The following is a 19,362-nucleotide window of genomic DNA, read 5'->3' as shown; positions in this document are numbered from 1 at the left end:
GAGGTTGTGAGAGCGAAGCGATGTGATGGCGAAACCGGTCAGGCCGGAAACAGGGACAACCCGCGGACAGTCCGAGGCGTCATAGCCTGCTAAGCAGATTGGGACCTTGTTTTGCCGACCCCATCAGGGCCAGCAGTCTCCTATGGCTGCATCAACAGGCCGGACAGAAGACTGCACCCGACCAACGCGCCAGAACGTCGAATTATCTCTTGCAATGCGGGAGCCATCCACAGAAGACTGGCAGGTTCTGGCGTTCAAGAGGGGAGAGCGGACGTAAATTCTGAAGTTGACCCGGATCGGACCTACGGTACAACCTTAGAACGTCCTGAACGTGACCAAATGCGGCTCCGGTTGGGCTGCGGCTGTGGATCCAGCTGCTGCGGACAGAAATTGCTTGGACCTTTCTGGCCGCTGTAGTTTCAATCGATGTAGACTACCACGTATCGTCCGCCATAGGGCTGGTAGTATGTCCCTCCACAGCTCCACACCGTGGCGCTGTTGACGGTTACGCGTGCGCAGGCCGTGGGAAGCGTGTTGACATAGATGGTCGACCGTCGGATCACCCGTCGCGTCGTGCGTCTTGCAACGCCAGCGACGCTTCCCGGCGTCGCCGGTCGGCCGACGACCGCATGCGCCTCGCCGACAAAGCCCGYGAACGGCGTGATCGAGTCGATGCTGTCGGCAAGGACCATGGCGATCAAAGCGGCGACAATCGCGGCTAATTTGGAATGGCGTCTGGTCACTGCACTTCCTCCACGGAAAGCTCGCCGATCTGGTCGGCGAAGATCTGTTCGAGCTTCTTGGCACCTTCAGGCGCTTCGAATGTGAACTGTGCCGCGTCGATCTGCGGCGTCACGTTCCAGTCGCTGAAACGTACCGAGTATTGCGGCGCGCCAGCAACCCATTTGCTCGTAATGACGTATTTGAGGGGCAGCGGCTGCTCGCCCTTCTGAACCCAGATCTGCCAGTCGACTCTGGGATTGCGGAAGGCGAGGTGGTCGCATTCCACGCCGTCAATGAGGCAAGTGCCCACATAAACGCCCTTCGTTACATCTTCGGTGAGCAAGGCATAAGGGGCTGCTGCGAAGAGGTCGGCTCCTGGGGCGTCGAAACCGCTCGCTGCCCTGACCTCTTCGACCGCATCGTCGATGGTTGGTCCGGGGCTTTCGAACTGACCGTAGGCATTGGCCTTCTTGCCGTAGGTCGAGATGGTCTTGCCATCGAACGTCAGCACCGTTTCGACGAAGGCACCTTTGCGGGAGACCTTGAGCTTGCCAGGACGTTCGATCGCGACAGACCCCGAGGCGCTGTACTGCAGTTTCTGGCCGTCGAGATCGATGACCTCGCTGTCTGCATCATAGTTGACTGTGAAAGCCTTCAACCCGGCGACGTAGCTTGCCATGGAATGAAGGACCTTGTCAGCTTCGGCGTCGATCTGCTGGGCGCTGGCTGGCGACGCGATTAGACCTAAGGCGAGTATGCACGCGGCAATGGTCGTCGAACGACGCGCGGAGTTAGAATTTAATGCTGCAACTACCATCTCTGAATTCTCCTTGTCTGCGTCAAAAGCGAAGCACTGCGCCCAGGATTGGCCCGTGCTGAACCACATCGTAGACAAAGCCCTCATTTTCATAATCGACGCCCGCCGCGCGATAGCCGACAACTGCGGAAAAGGATTCTGTGAACTGGTAGTCAGCGCCGCCCATCAGGTCCCACACAATTTCCGAGGAGGCGCCGCCGCCTACCAATCCCCAGCCCGTCAGGGAGAGTTGGGGGGTAACCGAGATGCGCCCCTTGAAACCGAATATGGGATCAGCCCATGTTTCGGTCTCAGACAATTCAGTGCCGCCGATCAGTCCAGGTGGATTGAAATCGAGTTCGCTACGGACCGAAAACAGCCGGAAGCCGGCGAACGCGTCGATACTGGCATTGGGCTGCTCAAGCAGCCGGTACTCGGCCGCGAGAGTCCACATCAGGTTTTCCACGGTGACATCGGCACTGCTTGCCAGCAGGCCGAGCGGTGTGTCCTGCGATGCCGACAACTGCACATAGTTGAAATCGGTGAAGACGCCGAATCGCTCGTAACGAGCCTCGGCCAGGCCCATCACCGCAATGTCGAAGTTGGACAATATATCGCCGATGCTGGCGTCGACATTGGCGACACGGCCACCGGCGCCCACGGTGCCCTCGATGCCGGCCAACCAGCCATAGGCGGAGACTGTAAATGTCCAACCCGAAGGGGTCTGGTACGCCAACGTTTCGGCGCCGGGATGTATTTGATCCGCGGCAGCAGCGAGGTTCATTGAGCCCACGAGAAGTGCGCCGGCGGCGCAAGGCATTTTTAGATTCATACGTTTGGTCCCCTCAATCAAGTCGCATGCCGGGCTGCCCGTACATGCCGCGTCTTCCCGCCGCTATGCAGTCAGTTGGCCACAGTCACTTCTTGGGAAAGAGCAACGTAAGTGTCGTGCGAATGCCCCAATCTGGACCTCCCTCTGGGGCTTGCGCGTAGTATTTGCCTCCGACCTGGAAGCTCATCACCTGGTCACCGATCTTGAACACCTGCGATACGGCAAGGTTGATTGGCACGGTCCATTGGTCGGCGGCCCAATCGTAACTTGATTCAGTGTTCAGTGAGATTGTCCTGCCATGGCCGAGACCGTAGGAAACGAAGGGCTGCAGATACGTCTGATTGACGTCCTCGTGTTCGCCTTCTCCGGCGACCGACCAGATGTGGTTGGCGAGCACACCGATCGTCCATGGCCCGGTTTGCTTAAGGGCGACCCCAGTCGGCCCAACTCCGAACTGGTCGGTGCCGAGATAGTCTTCGGTGGCCGTCGGTATAAGGAACACAGGCCCGACACCCCAGATCAGTCCGCCCGGCCCGGGCGCCTTCGGCGACAAGAACAGGCTCTGGGTGATATCCCCCAGCCCAAATGTGTTGCCGTCCGGCGGTGGCAGGTAGTCCCGAAAAGCGATCGGCAGGATGGTTCTCGATATCAGGTTCCAATCGTCGCTGATCGAGATCGGGATGACGGGCTGGATGTTCAGGGTGTAGGCGAAGCCGTCGCCGTCGACACCTGCGCCCGATTCGAAGTTACTCTGCAGCGGCACGCTTATCAGACTGGCAATCGGGTTGGAGAGTTGCTTGGCCAGTTCGTCGGCGTCTTCCTGCGCCTGAGCGGCGCAAGCTGCCGAGAGCACGCCCATGACGCTCACCGGCAAGCCCAGTAGGCAGATTCGTTTCACTTCCTTCGCTTCCTCTTCTCGACCATGCGCGCGTTACTAGTGTTGCTGCAGCGCCCGGCATTCTTTCAGGGATCAGTCTTGAAAGACTCGCTGCAGCCAGCCTTGAGGAGGCGTCGGCCTCCTCAAATCTCGACTTGAGATCAAACTGACGTGGACAAGTGCCGCATCACTTCACAAGTTCGATCTCGCTCGGCTTCCAGGTCTTGTTGAACCAGGGTTCCAGCGGACCGTAGAGGCGAAGGATCATGAACCAGCCCTTGTCCGGAATCGTCTGCACCCAGTTGTTCTCCATTCCCGCCGGTGCCTTGGGTCCGAAGTAGACATCTACCGAACCATCCGCATTGGTCTTAACGCCCTTGCCCTGGCTACTGACGCTCGGGGCTTGCTGGTCGGTCTGCACCATGGAGCGGGTCTGGTTGTCGTAAACGATGACCGACCAGAAATCTTTGACCGGGATATTTGGCGGCAGGCGCAGCTTGTAAGTCTTGCCGCCATCAAAGGGATTGCCCTCCGAATCCTGAACCGACCAAGGATATTGCGAGCCCTCGCCCACCATCTTTTCCTCCATCGCCGGCGTGACGCCGATGGCAAAGTAATAGTAGAAAACAGCACCATCCAGGTTGCTGACACCGGGCGCGGACTCGAACTTGTAGCCGCCGAAAAACGGCAGGCGCCAAGTGCTGTCCGGATAGAAATACGCATCCTTCGCGCGAACCTTGAAGGCAATTGTCCGCGCCGTCACGGCGCCGATATTGGCGGCGTCGGTGAGGATCTTCTTCATCCGCTCATCGGGATTGAAGGGCTGGCCCTTGACGATGCCGATCGAGGCGAACAGGCCCAAGGTGGTTGGATCGGAACCGTCAGCTGGCTCTTCCTGGATGACCTGGTTCAACAGGCTCCAGAACGAGTAGTCACCAGGTGCGACGAAGTTCGATGGAATTCCCGAGGCATTGGCGAATTTCATCGGCGGTGGGTTGGCGGCCTCGTCCAGGCGATAGATCCGAAGGTTCTTCTTGACCGAGTCGACCCCAGGTTGGGTGGAACCGTCCACAACGAAGGCGCGAAACACGAGGTAGCTGCCGAAGGTGCTCGGCCGCACGACGTGGAACCCGGCGGGTATGTCGCCCTTGAAGTCAGGCGGCAACAGGAGGTACTTGCCGCCTTCGCCTTTGTCGGCCCCCGTGATGCCGATGTCGGCCACCCACTTGTACCAAAAGTCGTCGACCATCCCCAGAACCTTGGGCGGAATCTCGGCCACCAACGGTCCCTTGCTCGTGTCGACCCAAACGTAGTTGTAGATCGTATTATCGTTGGCCGTCAGCTCTACGCTCCTCGGATCGACCAGATTTTCCCAGATCACGTCGGTCTGGTTATCAGGGCCAAACTTGCGTATCGAGTCGCGCATGCCGGCCTGATTTACGATCGGAATGGCCAGCAGATAAGCCTGCAGCGCGCGCGAACGGTCCAAATTGTCGTAGATTTTGTCGACGGTATCGGCCGACGGGTAGCCGTAGTTGAGATTCAGCGTCCCGATCGAGGACTCGATCTCGTCCGGCACGGCGACGCCCGGTGCGAAAGGCGTCGTCATCTTCATCTTCGGCGCCGTATCGGCGGAAGCGGCGCCGAGGCCCATCATCAGCACCGTGGCGGTGGCGCAAAACAGTCTCGTCATGCGTATCATTGCTCTCTCCTCATCGACAACCGAACTCAACTCACCTTCCTGACCGGCGGAATCGTCCACGAACCGTTGATGATCGAGGGGTCGCTCTCGTTGGGCCAATAGAGCCGCATCATCAGAATGAACTTGCCCTTGGGCGCAGGAAGCCAGTTCGATTCCTTGTCGGGTCCAGGGGATTCGTTCTGGATCAACAGGTCGATCGAGCCGTCAGCATTGGCCTTGAGCGGCTGGCGGGCACTGATGGAGTAGCGGTTGAGCGGATTTTCGACGAAGAAGTAGTCCGCGTCGTACATGGTCAGCGACCAGAAGCCGGAAACCGGCGGTGTCAGGTCCTTCTTGAAGGTCAGGACGTATTTTTCCGAGCCATTGTAGGCTCTTTTGATCAGACCGCTGTCCGACTTCATGGACGTCGGATAGATCGCATCCTGCGGGCGATTGGCGCCAAGGCCGATGGCCGTCAAGAGCGCACGCTGGACGTAGTCCGTACCGTAGATGCCGGTCTTGGTCGTGAAGCCCCAGCCGTTAATGTCCTTGACGTCGCCGTCGCTGAACTTGAAATGCAGCATGATGCGGGCGAAGGCGAACTGCGGAACACGCTTGGCGAAGGCCGGATCGAACTTCGACTTGTCGAAATCCTGCCCCGGCACGATGCCGATCTGGGCCAGTTTCTCGACCATCGGCGCGTCTGCTTCGGTCGGCGAGTTGGTTTTCAGAAGTCCGGCGAGCAGGGTGAAATACTCGACCGCGTCCATCTTGTTGACCTGATCGCGCACTGCCGTCTTCATGTCGATCGACGGGTCGACGTTGCCTGCCGGCGGCGTCCAATCCTTGCCGTAGGCGCTAAGCGGATAAAGCTTCACCTCGTCCTGGATCTTGTGAACCGCGGCATAATCCTCGGGCGTGCCGGTGCAATAGATTCGCCCGATCAGCCAGACGATGCTGGTCGGTGACTTGTACTGCGTGACGCCCTCCGGCAGCGTACCTTCCCAGCCGGGACCGGTCACGGCAAAGGTCTGCGCACCGGTTCCGGTGGTGCGTTTCCCCGGAACGTCGAACACCTTCGTCCAACCGTCGAGCATCGGGAAAAGGGCGTAGCGGTCGTTCAGGTCCGGAATGCTGACGACCCAGGGTTCCTGGCCGACATCGAAAAACGCTGAGGTGTACAATGTGTCGGCATTCGGAGCCGTCACATCCCGGAACGAAGAGTTCGGGTATTCGCGCAGCTTGATGAGATGCCCCATCGGGGCCCTTGTTCCCTTTGGCTCGGCGACGTTGGTGATGACGCGACGGGTCATTTCCATCGTGACCAGCGGATAGCCGAACGTATAGGCCTCGACTGCGAGAGCGAATTCGTCAGAACCTTCCATGAGGTCCGAGATGATGCCGTCGTCGGCGCGAGCTATCGACGTGATCGACGTTGCGGCAAGAAGGCCGGCGATCGATACGGTACGACGTGTAATGTTCATGACTTCCTCCAAGATTTTCTCGGGTCCAATGACCTGGATAATGACTGACGGTTGCTGGGCTGAGACCGGCAATAAACTGCCGGTCTGTTCCGGGGCGCAGCAGATCCTTCGTCGGCGGCTTAGCCCCGATCAGCTGGACTTCAAGCGGCGAGCGGCGACGAGCCCTGATGGCTGGCCGCCGGCGTGCCCTTAGTTCGCCACTTTGATACCGGGTGGCTGCCAAGTGCCCTGTCCCGCAGGCAGGATCGAAGGCGGCGTGGGCTTCGGCCAATATAGGCGCATCACGAGGTAGATCTTGTCATCGGGTGCTGGAAGCCAATTTGATTCCTTGTCCGCACCGGGGCTGTCCTTTTGGAGATACAGCGTCAGCGAGCCGTCGGCGTCCTTCTTCATTGCCGACAACATCGGAGAGTTGATGAGGTAGCGATTGATCGGGTTCTTGACCAGGAACTGGCTCTTGCCGTCGTACATCGTAACCGACCAAAACGCATTCACCGGCGGGAGCTGCCCGGCGGGAAAGGTGAGTGTGTAGTTGTGCTTGCTGCCGTCGAGCGGCTCACCGGTCGCGTCCGTTCGTGTATACGGGTACATCGCTTCCACGGCATCGTTGCCCAAGAGACCGCCCTTGGCAGCGCCAGCCCGCATCACCCAATCGCCGTTGTAGAAGGCCTCGTCGCCAAAGAACGAGCCAACGTTCCAGCCGTTGATATCTTTGTTTCCGCTGGCCAGCCATTTGTTGACCTTGTCGTCACCCTGCTTCATGGCCACCAGGATTTCGGCTTTGTGTTCGAGCGACAGATCCTTGAACGCGAAGGTCTTGCCGGGACCGATGCCAATCTTCGCAAGTTTCGCGCGAACAGCCTGGTCCCTTGGCGTCTCGGGGACGAATTGCAGGGCTGCGTCGAGATATTGGAAGAAGTTGTCCTTGATCCCGGCAGTGGTGGCAGGAAGGAAATCGATCTTCGGCGCGGCAGGCGGTGTGGGTTGTTTTGCGAAGGCAGAAAGCGGCTGCGCCTTGTAGCCGGCCTGGATTTTCTCGACGTTCGATATGTCGTCGGGGTTGAAGAGTTGGGTGCGGATAAGCGCGAGCGGGAACGGCGTCGTCGATTGAAAGACCTGCTTGATGCCGTTGGGCTTCTCGCCTTTCCAGTCTGGGCCGACCACCAGATAGTCGCCCGGCTCGGCCCCCGTGGCGCGCGTGCCGATATAGCCAAAATTGTAGGTGTTGCCGTCGATCAGCTGGACCGAGTAGTAGCGGTCCTTTTCGATCATAGGCACCGAGATAACCATCGGCTCAGCGCGCAAATCCAGCCAGATGAACGAATAAGGGGTGTCGCTGTTCGGCGTGATGACCGCCGTATCCTCGGGGGTGGCGACGTGATGCTGGTTGTTGATTTCGTTGAACGGCGCCTTGAACTGCCCCGAGTTCTTGTCCACGGCGAACTCTTGCATGACCGCATAATACATCACGAGCGGCAGGCCATAGACGAAGCCTTCCTCGGCGATGTCCTTGGCCTCGATGATGCCGGGATGGCCCTGCGCCATCAGCAGGCTTGGCCTCGCAATCGCGGCTCCGGCGGCGATCGCCGCAGCGGAGCGAAGTAGATCTCGCTTCGTCAACATTTTTTTGTACTCCTCTTAAGGTCGTCTCGAAGTCCGGTACCGCGTTTCGGGCAGCGCTAGTAAATAACAGCCCGTCGGAAGCCGCGTCTTGCCACGCCCGCATAAGAGAGCGGCGTCAAGGGCATGCCGATGATGTCGATGAAAACGGAAACCTCGGAGCCCTTCTCCGGCATCTCGCCGCCAACCACCTTCACGGAGTAGGTCAAATTATTGTCGCTCAGTTCCGGATTCTCCAGGACGACGACGACCTGCTGGAGCTTGTTCCCTTCCAGGATCGACAGGTCGGCGTTCGGCGGATCGATCAGGAAGCTGTCCTTGCCCTTGCTCCAGAACGGCACGAAAGCCGTCGTATCCATGTTCCCGGCAATGCGCTCGGGACGGTCGGAGAAAAACAACGTCGTGGCGCCAATGCCTTCGAGCGTCAGCTTGCTCGTCGCCTTGTCGAATGTCATCGCGCTTGCGGTCTGGACGAACAGGAAGTCGGCCACGTTGTCGTCTGCCTGCGCCTCGCGTGGTCTAAGCGCTGCGGTCGCTGCGACAGCTGTGGCGGCCAGCAGCAGGTTCCGTCTGGTTGTCATAGTGCAACTCTCCTTGATGGCGGCAGGACATTCGAATCCGTCACCCTGCCCAAGGCTTGGCGCATTGTTTCACCATACGGGAGGTAAATTACTGTAGCCAACAGGAAGCAGAGCGGATCGACATGGCTTTGCCTGCTTCAATCGGGGAATTCCAAGCCCGCCTTCCGAAGCGAGCCGAGGAACAATTCGGCATCTTCCAGACGGCCAAACCGCAACAACGCCTCTTGCCGAACGTTTCTCACCAAGGCGGGTTCATGTTCCAGGAGCCAAGTGCGCTCGCGTTCGGCGTCCGCCTTGTAACCTCCCTCGGCAAAGATCGCGGCAGCAATCACACGATACACTGCATTGGCTAGAATATTTGCTTTCCTGATCCACATGGCTGCCTGCCGATGGTCGCCGCTAAAATAGGAGCAAAGGGCAAGTCCGACCTCATAGTAGGCTAGAGGCTCCGGATTGCGTTCACGCGCCTCTGCAAGCAGTGCACACCCCTCCTGCCAATTTCCGGATAACGCCAACCGAAACCCATATTCGCCCATAAATACGGTGTCGTTGGGGTTGATGGTCATTGCGCGGCTGCCCACTCTCAAGGCCGCGTCGATTTCTCGCCTGAAATAAAGAGCAAACATCTGGGCCTGCAGACCCCGGACGTTGAGTGGCTCCAGCCCCACCGCCCGATCGGCGGCGGCAACGGCGCGATCGATCATAGGCGCTTGCCACACGGAATCGAACGGATAACGGAACCGTGCCTCGTCAATGTAGATCAATGATAGAAGCGCCCAGGCGGTTGCGTAAGCGGGAAAGCGCTCCACCGCCTTCTCGAGACAGAAGCGCACCGATGAACGGGTTTCTGGATCGAAGCTGACTTGGTACGAATAATAGGAGAGCGTGCAGGAATACGCGGCCCAGTCGTCAGGAGGGTTGGGGATAGCGAGCCTAGCGTCCGCCTCAAAGATGATCCCGTACGCCTGTGCCAGGCTTGTCGCTACCTTGCTGGCAACATCGGCCTGAGCCTTCAGAAGATCAGGAACCGTCGTCGTGCCATCGTAACTGTGCGCCCAGAGCACCGATCCGTCAGCGCGATTGAACATACGGACCCGAAACCGGAAGGTGCCGGCCGACAGATCTACGCTTCCTGCAACTGCGTACCGAACCTGCGAATGTGTCGCCGCGGCGGGCGACTGAACGACAATGACGTCCTTGAACTTGGAGAGCTGACCGATGACTTCCTGCGTGAGCCCGCGGGCAAGAGCCGCAGATTCGTCCGTTCCCGCCAGGTCGTCAAACCACTCGACCAGCAAGCGCGGGATTTCCGGCTTGCTTGGCGGAAGTCGGAATGAGTACCCCCACCAGACAAGCATCATCGCAACTGCAACCGATATCGCGGCTGCTGCTATGAACCGAGGCTTGCTTCGCAAGCGTGGCCGCGGGGGCGCGGGGGGAGCAGCGCCTGTGCGCTCTTCGGGAGCAGGTCTGGGCGCATGATGCAGCGAGAAGGTGGGAACGTAGCCACCCTTCGGGATGCTGATAAGTATGGGGTCGGCCTGGCCCGCGGTCAGATAGTACCGTTCGAGCGTGCGGCGGAGATGGCCCGCTTCGACGCGGACGATCGGATCCGCCTGAGGATCGAAAGAAGCATCGCGGCCAAACACCTCGACCGCGATCGAATAGGCCTTGATGCGGCTGCCGCGCCCTGCCAAAGCCTCATCCACGACATAGCGGAGGAACCTGTGTTTGCGGTCAGTTGCGCCGAAGTCGGCGCTGCTCAGGATGCGCGCTAACTGGGCGCGACAGTCCTCGACCGGAAGATCGGCCTCCCCTTTTGCGGGGACCTCCTCGTGGATCACAACCGCCCCCTTTTTGCCGCTTCCGCGACTTGCGCGGCTTCTTTTTATTCTTCCGTTACATAATCGCTCATGTAATTAACATTCCGGTGCTTGCTCCAGCAATGGCTTGGTGACTAGCTTTTTTCCTCCTGTGGGTAGCGAGATGGAGCAAAGAGCGACAAGAACGCGTGCAGCTTTATCGGCAGCACTCCGCCGATTTCCTGAGCTTGAGCTATCAATCCGTCGAATGATCCAGGCGGATCAGAATTTTTCCGATATGTGCGACGGACTTGCGGAAGCCGAGGCGGCGCTGTCGAGCGTCGATCAGCTTCCGCCGCCAATACGTGCGGCAAGGAGGGCCGAATGGCAAGACCTTGTCGAGCGGTTGGCGCGCGAGGTTGAAGCCGCGCTTCGGGAGAAGCAGGCCGTTGCCCAATCACGCGTCGATACTCGGCGGTGAGTTCTATCGCCAGAACTCTGGCGCTTCCGGCCGGTATCCGCCCCCCGTCACCTCTCCCGACATCCAGCTCTCGCGCACAAAGTGCGCATCTCGAGAGATCCCCATGTGCACGCCAGACACCGACCTCAGGCGACTGCAGCGCCTACGCCGGTTCTGGTCTCGAGGACAGGCGAGAGCCTCCGAGCGCCCCGCGCATCAGGTTCACGCCGCCCACGTAATTTACACGCAAACGCTCGCGGCAGGCGCGTTCTGAGCTTACTCCGGCACGGCGATCGATCTCTGAACCTTAACCGGAGCAATTAGTGGGCGAGTCCCCCGCGGTCCAACAAGACAGGATGGGAACGTCGCCGTTCGTGCGGCCCTGCTTGTCCACATTGCCTCGGAACACCATCGCCATAGCCGCGATGTGACGAACTAGGAGGCGATGCGCCTCGAAGAGACGCTGAACGTTACCAACCCAGAAGCACAGGAGAGAACTATGTACACTCACATGGGAATCGGCACCGCGTTGGTCCTTGCAGTCCTAACTGCAACAGCCGCGGCCGCCGATACGTACAAGAAATACGGATCGGAAGCCGAGTGGGACATCTATGTCACCGACGGTCAGGATCGCGGCTGCCTGATTGCCAAGAACCTGACCGCCGAGACGCAGTTCCAGATGGGCATCGTGCCGGACGCGCAGGCACGCGGCTACCTGGCACTTTACACCAAGGCAGGTGCAGGGGTCGGTACGGGCGAAGAGATTTCCGTGCTTTTCGACGTTGACGGGCAGCAATTCAGCGGAGAGGCGACCGGCCGGCAGATGATGGACGGGTACAAAGGAGCCTACGTTTGGGTCAATAATCCCGAATTCATCTACGATCTTGCCAAGAAAAAGACGCTGACTATTACCCCGACAGGGCGTGATCCCATTGTCCTGAGTCTCACCGGAACCGACGCTGCCCTCAAGGCTCTTCGAGCATGCCAAGAAGCTCAATAGAGGGATACATGCACATGTCGACCAGACCGCACTATGGGTGCAGTTAGTTGCCAAGGATTCTCCCGCCGGATTGCTGGCGGGCGAATTCGAAAAGCCTAGTACCCGTTCCGCAGCAGCGTTATAGCTGATATCGAACTCCCCAAGAGAACCTCTTCTTGTTATTGGCGAAACCATAATCGCCCTAATATGACCTCTCATTGCATTCCTATTTGAGGTGTTGATTGCCGGACGAAATTAAGCGAATTGATCGACCAGCCTTGGAATAAGATCCACTGAGTGCGCACAAAGGCGACCGCGTGAGCAGCGTTGAACTTGGAATTGCGTCCGTACCTGGTACGTTTGGTTGACTTTCCGGGACAGATCTTACGGACCGAAATCGGATGTTTTCGGAACCTTCTCCAAAGTTCAATTTACGGGAGGCCTGCTACGTACAGAAACAAACATGCTCGCCTGCAAGCTGACGGGCGGCTCGACCACGATCGGAACGGTTTCGGTACATTCCCATGACTCAACATCGTACTCGAAGAAGAACCGCGGCAACCATTGTACTTGGATTGGTCGTTGCATATCTGCTTGTCGCATACTTCATTGTGCCTGACATCTGGCTCTTTCGGGATGCATCACGAGTGGCTGATTTCGACAGCATGGTGACGCATACGGATCAGGACATTCCTGGCGATCCAATAAATGTCGGCCTCGTCGGCTCAAAGGAGCAAGTGATCCGCGCATTCGCGGCCGCGCATTGGGATCCTGCAGATAAGATCACGCTACGCTCCTCAGTTGATATCGGCCTCAGCGTCGTTCTACATCGACCCGATTTGGATGCACCCGTCAGTCCACTTATTTTCGAGGGTAGGAAACAAGATCTGGCTTTTGAAATGCCTGTTGGGGACAGTGCTGACCAGCGCCATCATGTGCGTTTCTGGCAGACGAAGAAATCGGACAGCGAAGGGCGTCCGATTTGGCTCGGTTCAGCCAGTTTCGATCGCGGGGTCGGACTCAGTCATGACACGGGCCAGATTACCCATCACATAGGACCCGATGTGGATGCCGAACGAGACTTGGTAATCGGCGATCTCACAAAAGCCGGGGAGATTTCGTCCAGCTACGAAATTCCCGGGGTTGGCAACACCAAAGACGGCAGAAACGGTGGCGGCGATCCGTACTATACGGATGGCAAGGCTCTCATCGGCAAACTGAAGTAGTGTCCCGCTGTGCCGGATGCCCGGCTGGAATGCGTGGCATTCTTGTCCGCGAAAATGTCGGAAAATGGCACAACCGCGAACTCCAATGGTCGCCAGCAATGTCCGCTTTCAGGCGTTAGCAACGGTCACTTCAATGGCCGCTACTAGGCGCAAAGCTGTCGGTCGCTTCGGCTGACCAAACGTCAAGTATCACTTGTCCACGGAAAGCGGACGGACAGGTTTCCACCACCCCAAAGTTGACATTCGTCCTTATGCCCGTGAATTGCCCACTACGGCATCGCTATGTTGCGCGCCATGTCAGGAAGACGGTTCGTCGGTATCTCGTTCGGCGTGCCAGCCGGGCAGCATTGCTGCTCGTTGCCGTCAACGCGGCAGCGCCGGCCACGGCCGAGCCGATGGCCCATTGCAACGGGCCGCAACGGACAATTTGCGTCGTCGACGGCGACACCGTCTGGATCTCCGGCGAAAAAATCAGGCTGGCCGGCATCGAGCGGCTTCGACCGCGTGTTGATTGCAGCCCCCTGCTCGCCCCATATCGGACAGCTTTGTGCCGAAGGCACCGTCGTGGGTGCCAAGGTGTTCCTGCATGAGATCGTCAGCATCAAACCAGGCTGGCTTTGCACAGACTATCTGCAACTGGTGTCGGAGCATTGGCTCGGGCAGGCGAAGGAACTTGGGCTCGAGCTCGTCGGCGCATTTCGCACCGCCATGTGCAACGACTCAGAGGTGGTGCTGATCTGGGCGATGCAGGAATGGGGGGCCCGTGTAAGCAAGGCGCAAGGCGGCCAGCCATTCCAGACATGGCGCGCCAAGACCAAAGAAGTCGCTCTCGACTGGGTCGGGCATTTGATGTGTTGGGCACCCGCCTCTCCGCTCAAGACTGGCGTCCAACCTTAGGTAAGACGACGGCAATACGTTCATTCGCACGACAGCGACGAACTCGGATGGGAACGGCCACTCGGTATCAGTTCACCAAACCATCGAGGATGTGATCGCTCTGGGAGGAAGAACGGCAGCGTTTGTTGTCACTTGGCCCAACCTTTGTGCCGCGCCGCAAAGCCGCGACTTCTGAGGCATAGAGAAGATTGCTATAGCTCATGCTTAAACATATCGTGAGCTATAGAAAGGAGCCCTATAACTCATGGTGTGGAATTGGCAGCAGGCCGACTGGCCTAATTTTACCTACGACAAGAAGGTACTGGAGCCGCTAGAAAACGACTTCCTGTTGCGATCGGGCGAGTTCCTGGGAGTCTTTCGCCATGTCGGTTCTCACGAACGCGACCAGATCCGCATCGATCTCATCAGCGAAGAGGCCTTGAAGACGTCGGCGATTGAGGGGGAGTATCTAAATCGCGAAAGCCTGCAATCATCCCTGCGCCAACAACTTGGTTTGTACAGCACTACCAGGCGCATTCCGCCTGCCGAGCGCGGCATCGCTGAAATGATGGCCGACGTGTATTTGCATTTTGCCGATCCGCTCTCGCATCGCACGCTCTGTGCTTGGCATAAGATGGTGATGTCGGGTGAGCGGCGTGTCGAGGCCATTGGCAACTATCGCCAGCATGCCGATGCCATGCAGATCGTTTCCAATCGGCTGGATAAGCCAAAAGTTCATTTCGAAGCTCCCCCTTCGGTGCGTGTGAAAACCGAAATGGACGCCTTCGCTACGTGGTTCAACGATACTTCGCCCAAAGGCAAGCTGCCGCTTCCTGCGTTGACACGTGCCGGTATCACGCACCTTTACTTCGAGAGCATTCACCCGTTCGAGGACGGTAATGGCCGCATAGGACGTGCTCTGTGCGAAAAAGCTCTGGCGCAAAACCTGGGTGAGCCCAGCCTCATCGCGTTGGCCTACACGATCGAACGGCACCGCAAGGCCTATTACGACAACTTGGAGTCCAGCAATAAGAGCAATGCGATTACGGAATGGCTGCTCTATTTCGCCAACACGATCCTTGAAGCGCAGCGCGTAACGCTCGCGCGTGTCGAATTCTCCGTCGCCAAGGCCAAGTTTTACGAACGCTACCGAGGTCAGTTCAACGAGCGCCAGGAAAAGGCCATCGCCCGGATGTTCCGCGAGGGCATTGACGGCTTCAAAGGGGGGCTCAGCGCCGAGAACTATATCGCCATCACACAGGCATCCCGCGCCACAGCGACAAGAGACTTGCAGGACTTGGTTGCCAAACGTGCCCTAACAAAAGCGGGTGAGCGCAGGCACACGCGCTACACACTCCAAGTGTCAGATTCTGACGGATAGGTCTTCTACCGTTGCCAGTCGATTATATAAATGCGCCCCGCGGGTTCCCAAAATCACCGTCGGCGCAGCATCCTTTCCTCTATGTGGTCGCTGCAACGTGACAGCAGCGAGTTGCGCGACGCCTGGACCGGTTTCCAGGCTCAKGACCAATCCGCATTTCGCTTCACACGACCTGTACGCGTCCGCCGAACCCGGAACGACACAGAGCTTCATGCGCATCCTGATTTGGTTCAAAGCAGTAGCAGTCGTGAACCGGGCGCACATCGTAGTCCGCATCACTGGCCCAGGCGACGCTTGAAAGAACAGCGCCGGTGGCAAATGTAGAGCCGAGCGCGAGCGTGCTGCACGCGCAACCAAGCGCCTTACTGAGCTATTGAGCGCTGGTGCTTACGCGATCGAGCGGCGCGGCCTTGACCGATACGGCCGCACCTTGGCGATGACAAAGTTGATGGCGTCGACGTTGGGGGTGCACTCGTTGGCGAGGGTTTTGCCCGGACCTGGCCGGGCCACGGTACCGGCTGTTGCGGCTAACGGCTTCAACTGACGTTCAACGCCTATTCGTCGGCGCGCGAATTGGTGCCAACTCAAGTTGCGCAAACATGCCAACCGAAGTTGCGCGCTACACGAGGTTCGACAGCCCGAGTTAGAACAAGAACAGAACGCGAATTGGAAACCAAGCGTCAAGATTGGAAACCGTTTCCAATCTCACATCTCGGCCAATCAGCGAAAATTTAATGATTTCAGGAAGTTAGTGGTGGGTGCGACAGGGATCGAACCTGTGACCCGCTGATTAAGAGTCAGCTGCTCTACCAACTGAGCTACGCACCCACACAGTCGTTTCAACGACCGTGGCGGCATATAGCCATACCATTTTTCCCTGTCCACCCCCTCCGGCGCTTTTTCTTCACGTCGGCAAAAATTCCTGCAAATCAGACGTAAATAGTGCCCTCAGCGGTCTTCACGGCGTGCCCGCCGATGCGTGCGGCGACAAGATTTCCACCTGAGACGTCCAGTTCGAGCCTGATTCGTGACGGCCGGCCCATTTCGATTCCCTGTTCGACCCAGAATCGCGACACGCCATCGGTCGGTTTGTCGAAATGCATGATGGCGCCGGCAAAGGCCGCAGCCGCCGAGCCGGTGGCCGGATCTTCATAGGACGGGCTGCCGGGAACGATCATGCGGGCGTGGAAGGCGTTGTCGTGGCCCACGGTCTCGCGGCAATAGATGTAAGCGCTCGCGACCGCGGAGTCGCTCTTGCGCGGTGAAAATGTGAACCAGGCCTCGTTGTCGAAGCGGATGCGGCTGGCGGCTTTCATGTCGGCCACAGGTACGGTGATGTAGGGAACACCCGCCGACCACAGCGATACGCGATGATTCTCGAAGCCGATCTCGTGAGGCGCAAGGCCGAGCGCTGCAGCAACCGCGTCAGCGCTGGCGGCAAGCGGCATCGCCTCGGGCAGCTTGGGCAGATCGAATTCGGCAAACAGGCCATTGCCGACCTTGTTCACGGCGCAGCGCACCAGGCCGATATTCTCTTCCAGCACAAAGATGCCGGCGAGATCGCCTCCCTGCCCCATCTCCGTCAGTGCGACTGCTGTGCCAACCGTCGGATGTCCGGCGAAAGGCATCTCGTAATCCGGCGTGAATATCCGCACCCGCGCCTTGTGCTTGGGGTTTTCCGGCGGCAGCACGAAGGCCGTTTCCGACAGGTTGAATTCCCTGGCGATGGCCTGCATTGCGGCCAAGCTCAGCCCCTTGGAATCGACCACCACTGCAAGCGGATTGCCGGCCAGCCTGTCTTCGGTGAAGACGTCATAGATAAAATACTTGCGTTCGATCGTCATGTTTGCTCCTTCCGCAGCCGGCAACATGAGCGAAATTTAATTTGAATTCCGGGTCCATACAGCCGATCTGTGATTCTAATGCATGCTCTTCAAAAGTGGGACCGTTTTTCCGACAGAGTCATGCGAGATCAAATGGATTAGAGCAGGCTCTAAACCTCATTTCTGGAACCATCGAAGGGATCTGGGTTGGACCAGCTTGTAGATCGCACGGAACAGGCGAGCCCGCCCTCCATCGAGGCGGCACTCGGCCTGGACGGCAAAGGACGCTCCACGCGCCGGCGCAAGAATTGGTTCTGGCTGCTTGTGGCGCTGGTTGCTGCAGCTTGCGCATATGCCGCCTATCCGTGGTTCGCAGCACCTTCCGAAAAGATGGTCTACACCACCCAGGCTGCCGAAATCGGCGATCTCACCGTCCAGGTTTCCGCCACCGGCAATCTCCAGCCCCTCACCCAGGTCGACATATCGAGCGAACTGTCGGGCGTCGTACGTTCGGTCGCGGTCGTCGAAAACCAGCACGTCAAGAAGGGCGACATGCTCGCCGCCCTCGACACGTCTAGGCTCTCGGCACAGATCGAACGCGCCGAGGCGTCCGCCAAGGCAGCTGCAGCCAAGGTCGAGGATACGCGCACTACGCTGTCCGAGACCGCCCGCACGCTCACCCGGGCCGAGGAACTGACGAAACGCGGCATGGCCACGACGCAAGCGCTCGAGGCAGCCACCGCCGAGCGCGACCGCGCCCAAAGCGCGCTCGACATGGCCGAGGCCAATCTCGCCATCGCCGAAGCGGATCTCAAGCTGCAGCAGGCCGACCTCGCCAAAAGCACGATCTACGCGCCTATCGATGGGGTGGTGCTGACGCGCTCGGTCAATCCGGGCCAGACTGTGGCGTCTTCCATGCAGGCGCCCGTGCTGTTCGTGCTCGCTGCCGATCTTTCCCAGATGGAACTCAAGGCCGCCGTCGACGAGGCCGACATCGGCTCGGTGGCAAAAGGCCAGAACGCACGCTTCACCGTCGATGCATTTCCCGACCGCAGCTTCGACGCCACCATCCGCGATATCGCCTATGCATCGGTCACCACCGACGGGGTGGTCACCTACAATGCCTGGCTCGATGTCGAAAACGACGAGTTGCTGCTGCGCCCAGGCATGACCGCCACGGTCGCGATCGTCACGCGTGAGGCCAAGGGCGTGCTCACCGTGCCGGCGACCGCCTTCCGCTACCGGCCGACACCAACGGCACGCAACTCGGGCTTCAGCCTGCAGAACCTGTTCCTGGGCCGGCCCAATCGCGGTCCGACCGACCGCAGTCGCCCGGCCTCGACGCCGGCCGACGGATCACGCACGCTCTATGTGCTCAAAAACGGCGCGCCGGTTGCCGTGCGGGTCAAGACTGGCTCAACGGACGGCGACCGCACTGAGATCGTCTCCGGCCTCGCCGCGGGCGATGCGGTCATCACCGCATCCTCGTCGGCCAAGGCCAATTGAGAACGGTCATGGGCCCGGCTCCGCTCATCGTCTTCGACAAGGTCTGGAAAACCTACGGCCAGGGCGAGGCCGAGGTCCGCGCGCTCGCCGGCATCGATCTTGAGATCGGCCAGGGCGAGTTCGTCGCCATCATGGGCCCGTCCGGTTCGGGCAAGTCGACAGCGATGAACATTGTCGGTTGCCTCGATACGCCGACGTCAGGCCGCTACGGCTTCATGGGCACCGATGCGGGCCGCCTCGACCGCAACCGTCGCGCCGCGCTGCGAAACCTCTATATCGGCTTCGTCTTCCAGGGCTACAATCTGCTGCCGCGCACCACGGCGGCGGAGAACGTCGAACTGCCGCTGATCTATCGCGGCGTGGCAGCCCATGAACGGCGTGCGCTGGCCATGAAGGCGCTTGCCGAAGTCGGGCTCGAAGGCCGCGAACACCACACACCAGCCGAGCTTTCAGGCGGCCAGCAGCAGCGCGTGGCGATCGCGCGCGCCATCGTCACCCGCCCTACTCTGCTTGTCGCTGACGAACCTACCGGCAATCTCGACACCGCCCGCAGCCACGAGATCATGCAACTGCTCACCCGCCTCAACGAGGAATACGGGCTCACCATCGTCATGGTCACTCACGAAGCCGACATCGCCGCCTATGCCGGCCGCACCATAGCCTTTCGCGACGGTCATATTGCCTCCGACACCCAAAAGCTCGAGGCGGCATAGGC

17 protein-coding genes and 1 tRNA gene are annotated in these 19,362 nt (G+C 59.2%); 6 read left to right on the top strand and 12 right to left on the bottom strand.

Going from position 1 to position 19,362, the window contains the following annotated elements:
- Window positions 1-419 precede the first annotated feature (419 nt).
- From AC1DWF_RS08595 to AC1DWF_RS08550, 10 genes are all read right to left on the bottom strand, one after another.
- Complete coding sequence (locus AC1DWF_RS08595) at window positions 420-692, bottom strand: hypothetical protein (protein ID WP_476841601.1); 273 nt, start codon at window positions 690-692, stop codon at window positions 420-422.
- A gap of 47 nt (window positions 693-739) precedes the next feature.
- Entirely contained in the window at window positions 740-1,633 is an 894-nt protein-coding gene (locus AC1DWF_RS08590; protein ID WP_476841599.1) for a DUF2092 domain-containing protein, read from the bottom strand.
- Entirely contained in the window at window positions 1,563-2,372 is an 810-nt protein-coding gene (locus tag AC1DWF_RS08585; protein WP_476786867.1) for a hypothetical protein, read from the bottom strand. Before AC1DWF_RS08585 ends, AC1DWF_RS08590 begins: the two co-directional genes overlap by 71 nt.
- A 64-nt stretch (window positions 2,373-2,436) precedes the next feature.
- Window positions 2,437-3,210 (bottom strand): transporter, encoded by a 774-nt coding sequence (locus AC1DWF_RS08580; protein ID WP_476804471.1) that lies wholly within the window; start codon window positions 3,208-3,210, stop codon window positions 2,437-2,439.
- Window positions 3,211-3,415: 205 nt separating this feature from the next.
- Window positions 3,416-4,930, bottom strand: a complete 1,515-nt coding sequence (locus tag AC1DWF_RS08575) for a DUF1254 domain-containing protein (RefSeq protein ID WP_476783984.1) — start codon at window positions 4,928-4,930, stop codon at window positions 3,416-3,418.
- A 26-nt stretch (window positions 4,931-4,956) separates the two neighbouring features.
- Entirely contained in the window at window positions 4,957-6,393 is a 1,437-nt protein-coding gene (locus AC1DWF_RS08570) for a DUF1254 domain-containing protein (protein WP_476783983.1), read from the bottom strand.
- Between the two features lie 189 nt (window positions 6,394-6,582).
- Window positions 6,583-8,016, bottom strand: a complete 1,434-nt coding sequence (locus tag AC1DWF_RS08565; RefSeq protein WP_476783982.1) for a DUF1254 domain-containing protein — start codon at window positions 8,014-8,016, stop codon at window positions 6,583-6,585.
- A 56-nt stretch (window positions 8,017-8,072) separates the two neighbouring features.
- Window positions 8,073-8,594, bottom strand: a complete 522-nt coding sequence (locus AC1DWF_RS08560) for a hypothetical protein (RefSeq protein WP_476783981.1) — start codon at window positions 8,592-8,594, stop codon at window positions 8,073-8,075.
- 137 nt (window positions 8,595-8,731) lie between these two features.
- Window positions 8,732-10,438: a hypothetical protein gene (locus AC1DWF_RS08555; protein ID WP_476783980.1), complete on the bottom strand. Its 1,707-nt coding sequence runs from the start codon at window positions 10,436-10,438 to the stop codon at window positions 8,732-8,734.
- 214 nt (window positions 10,439-10,652) lie between these two features.
- Window positions 10,653-10,853 carry a hypothetical protein gene (locus AC1DWF_RS08550; RefSeq protein WP_476783979.1) on the bottom strand — a complete coding sequence of 67 codons (201 nt, stop codon included), beginning with the start codon at window positions 10,851-10,853 and terminating at the stop codon, window positions 10,653-10,655.
- Window positions 10,854-11,301: 448 nt separating this feature from the next.
- Here AC1DWF_RS08550 and AC1DWF_RS08545 point away from each other — a divergent pair, with 448 nt between their 5' ends.
- From AC1DWF_RS08545 to AC1DWF_RS08530, 4 genes are all read left to right on the top strand, one after another.
- Complete coding sequence (locus AC1DWF_RS08545; RefSeq protein ID WP_476788543.1) at window positions 11,302-11,856, top strand: hypothetical protein; 555 nt, start codon at window positions 11,302-11,304, stop codon at window positions 11,854-11,856.
- Between the two features lie 503 nt (window positions 11,857-12,359).
- Window positions 12,360-13,061, top strand: a complete 702-nt coding sequence (locus tag AC1DWF_RS08540) for an LssY C-terminal domain-containing protein (RefSeq protein ID WP_476788544.1) — start codon at window positions 12,360-12,362, stop codon at window positions 13,059-13,061.
- 564 nt (window positions 13,062-13,625) lie between these two features.
- Window positions 13,626-13,958, top strand: a complete 333-nt coding sequence (locus AC1DWF_RS08535; RefSeq protein WP_476786440.1) for a hypothetical protein — start codon at window positions 13,626-13,628, stop codon at window positions 13,956-13,958.
- Between the two features lie 244 nt (window positions 13,959-14,202).
- Window positions 14,203-15,318, top strand: coding sequence for a Fic family protein (locus tag AC1DWF_RS08530; protein WP_476788546.1), 1,116 nt, complete (start codon window positions 14,203-14,205; stop codon window positions 15,316-15,318).
- A gap of 752 nt (window positions 15,319-16,070) precedes the next feature.
- Here the strand turns inward: AC1DWF_RS08530 and AC1DWF_RS08525 are convergent.
- Together AC1DWF_RS08525 and AC1DWF_RS08520 are read right to left on the bottom strand one after the other, a co-directional pair.
- A tRNA-Lys gene (locus tag AC1DWF_RS08525) sits at window positions 16,071-16,146 on the bottom strand.
- Window positions 16,147-16,247: 101 nt separating this feature from the next.
- On the bottom strand, window positions 16,248-17,162 hold the full coding sequence (locus tag AC1DWF_RS08520) for a PhzF family phenazine biosynthesis protein (protein ID WP_476788547.1): 915 nt from the start codon (window positions 17,160-17,162) through the stop codon (window positions 16,248-16,250).
- Window positions 17,163-17,348: 186 nt separating this feature from the next.
- On the opposite strand from AC1DWF_RS08520, the gene AC1DWF_RS08515 reads away from it, so the two are divergent.
- Both AC1DWF_RS08515 and AC1DWF_RS08510 read left to right on the top strand, forming a co-directional pair.
- Window positions 17,349-18,647, top strand: a complete 1,299-nt coding sequence (locus tag AC1DWF_RS08515) for an efflux RND transporter periplasmic adaptor subunit (RefSeq protein WP_476786646.1) — start codon at window positions 17,349-17,351, stop codon at window positions 18,645-18,647.
- 8 nt (window positions 18,648-18,655) lie between these two features.
- On the top strand, window positions 18,656-19,360 hold the full coding sequence (locus AC1DWF_RS08510; protein ID WP_476786647.1) for an ABC transporter ATP-binding protein: 705 nt from the start codon (window positions 18,656-18,658) through the stop codon (window positions 19,358-19,360).
- Window positions 19,361-19,362 lie beyond the last annotated feature (2 nt).

The organism is Aminobacter sp. P4_D5 (genome assembly GCF_056401815.1).
This window is presented reverse-complemented; position numbering and strand designations above follow the sequence as displayed.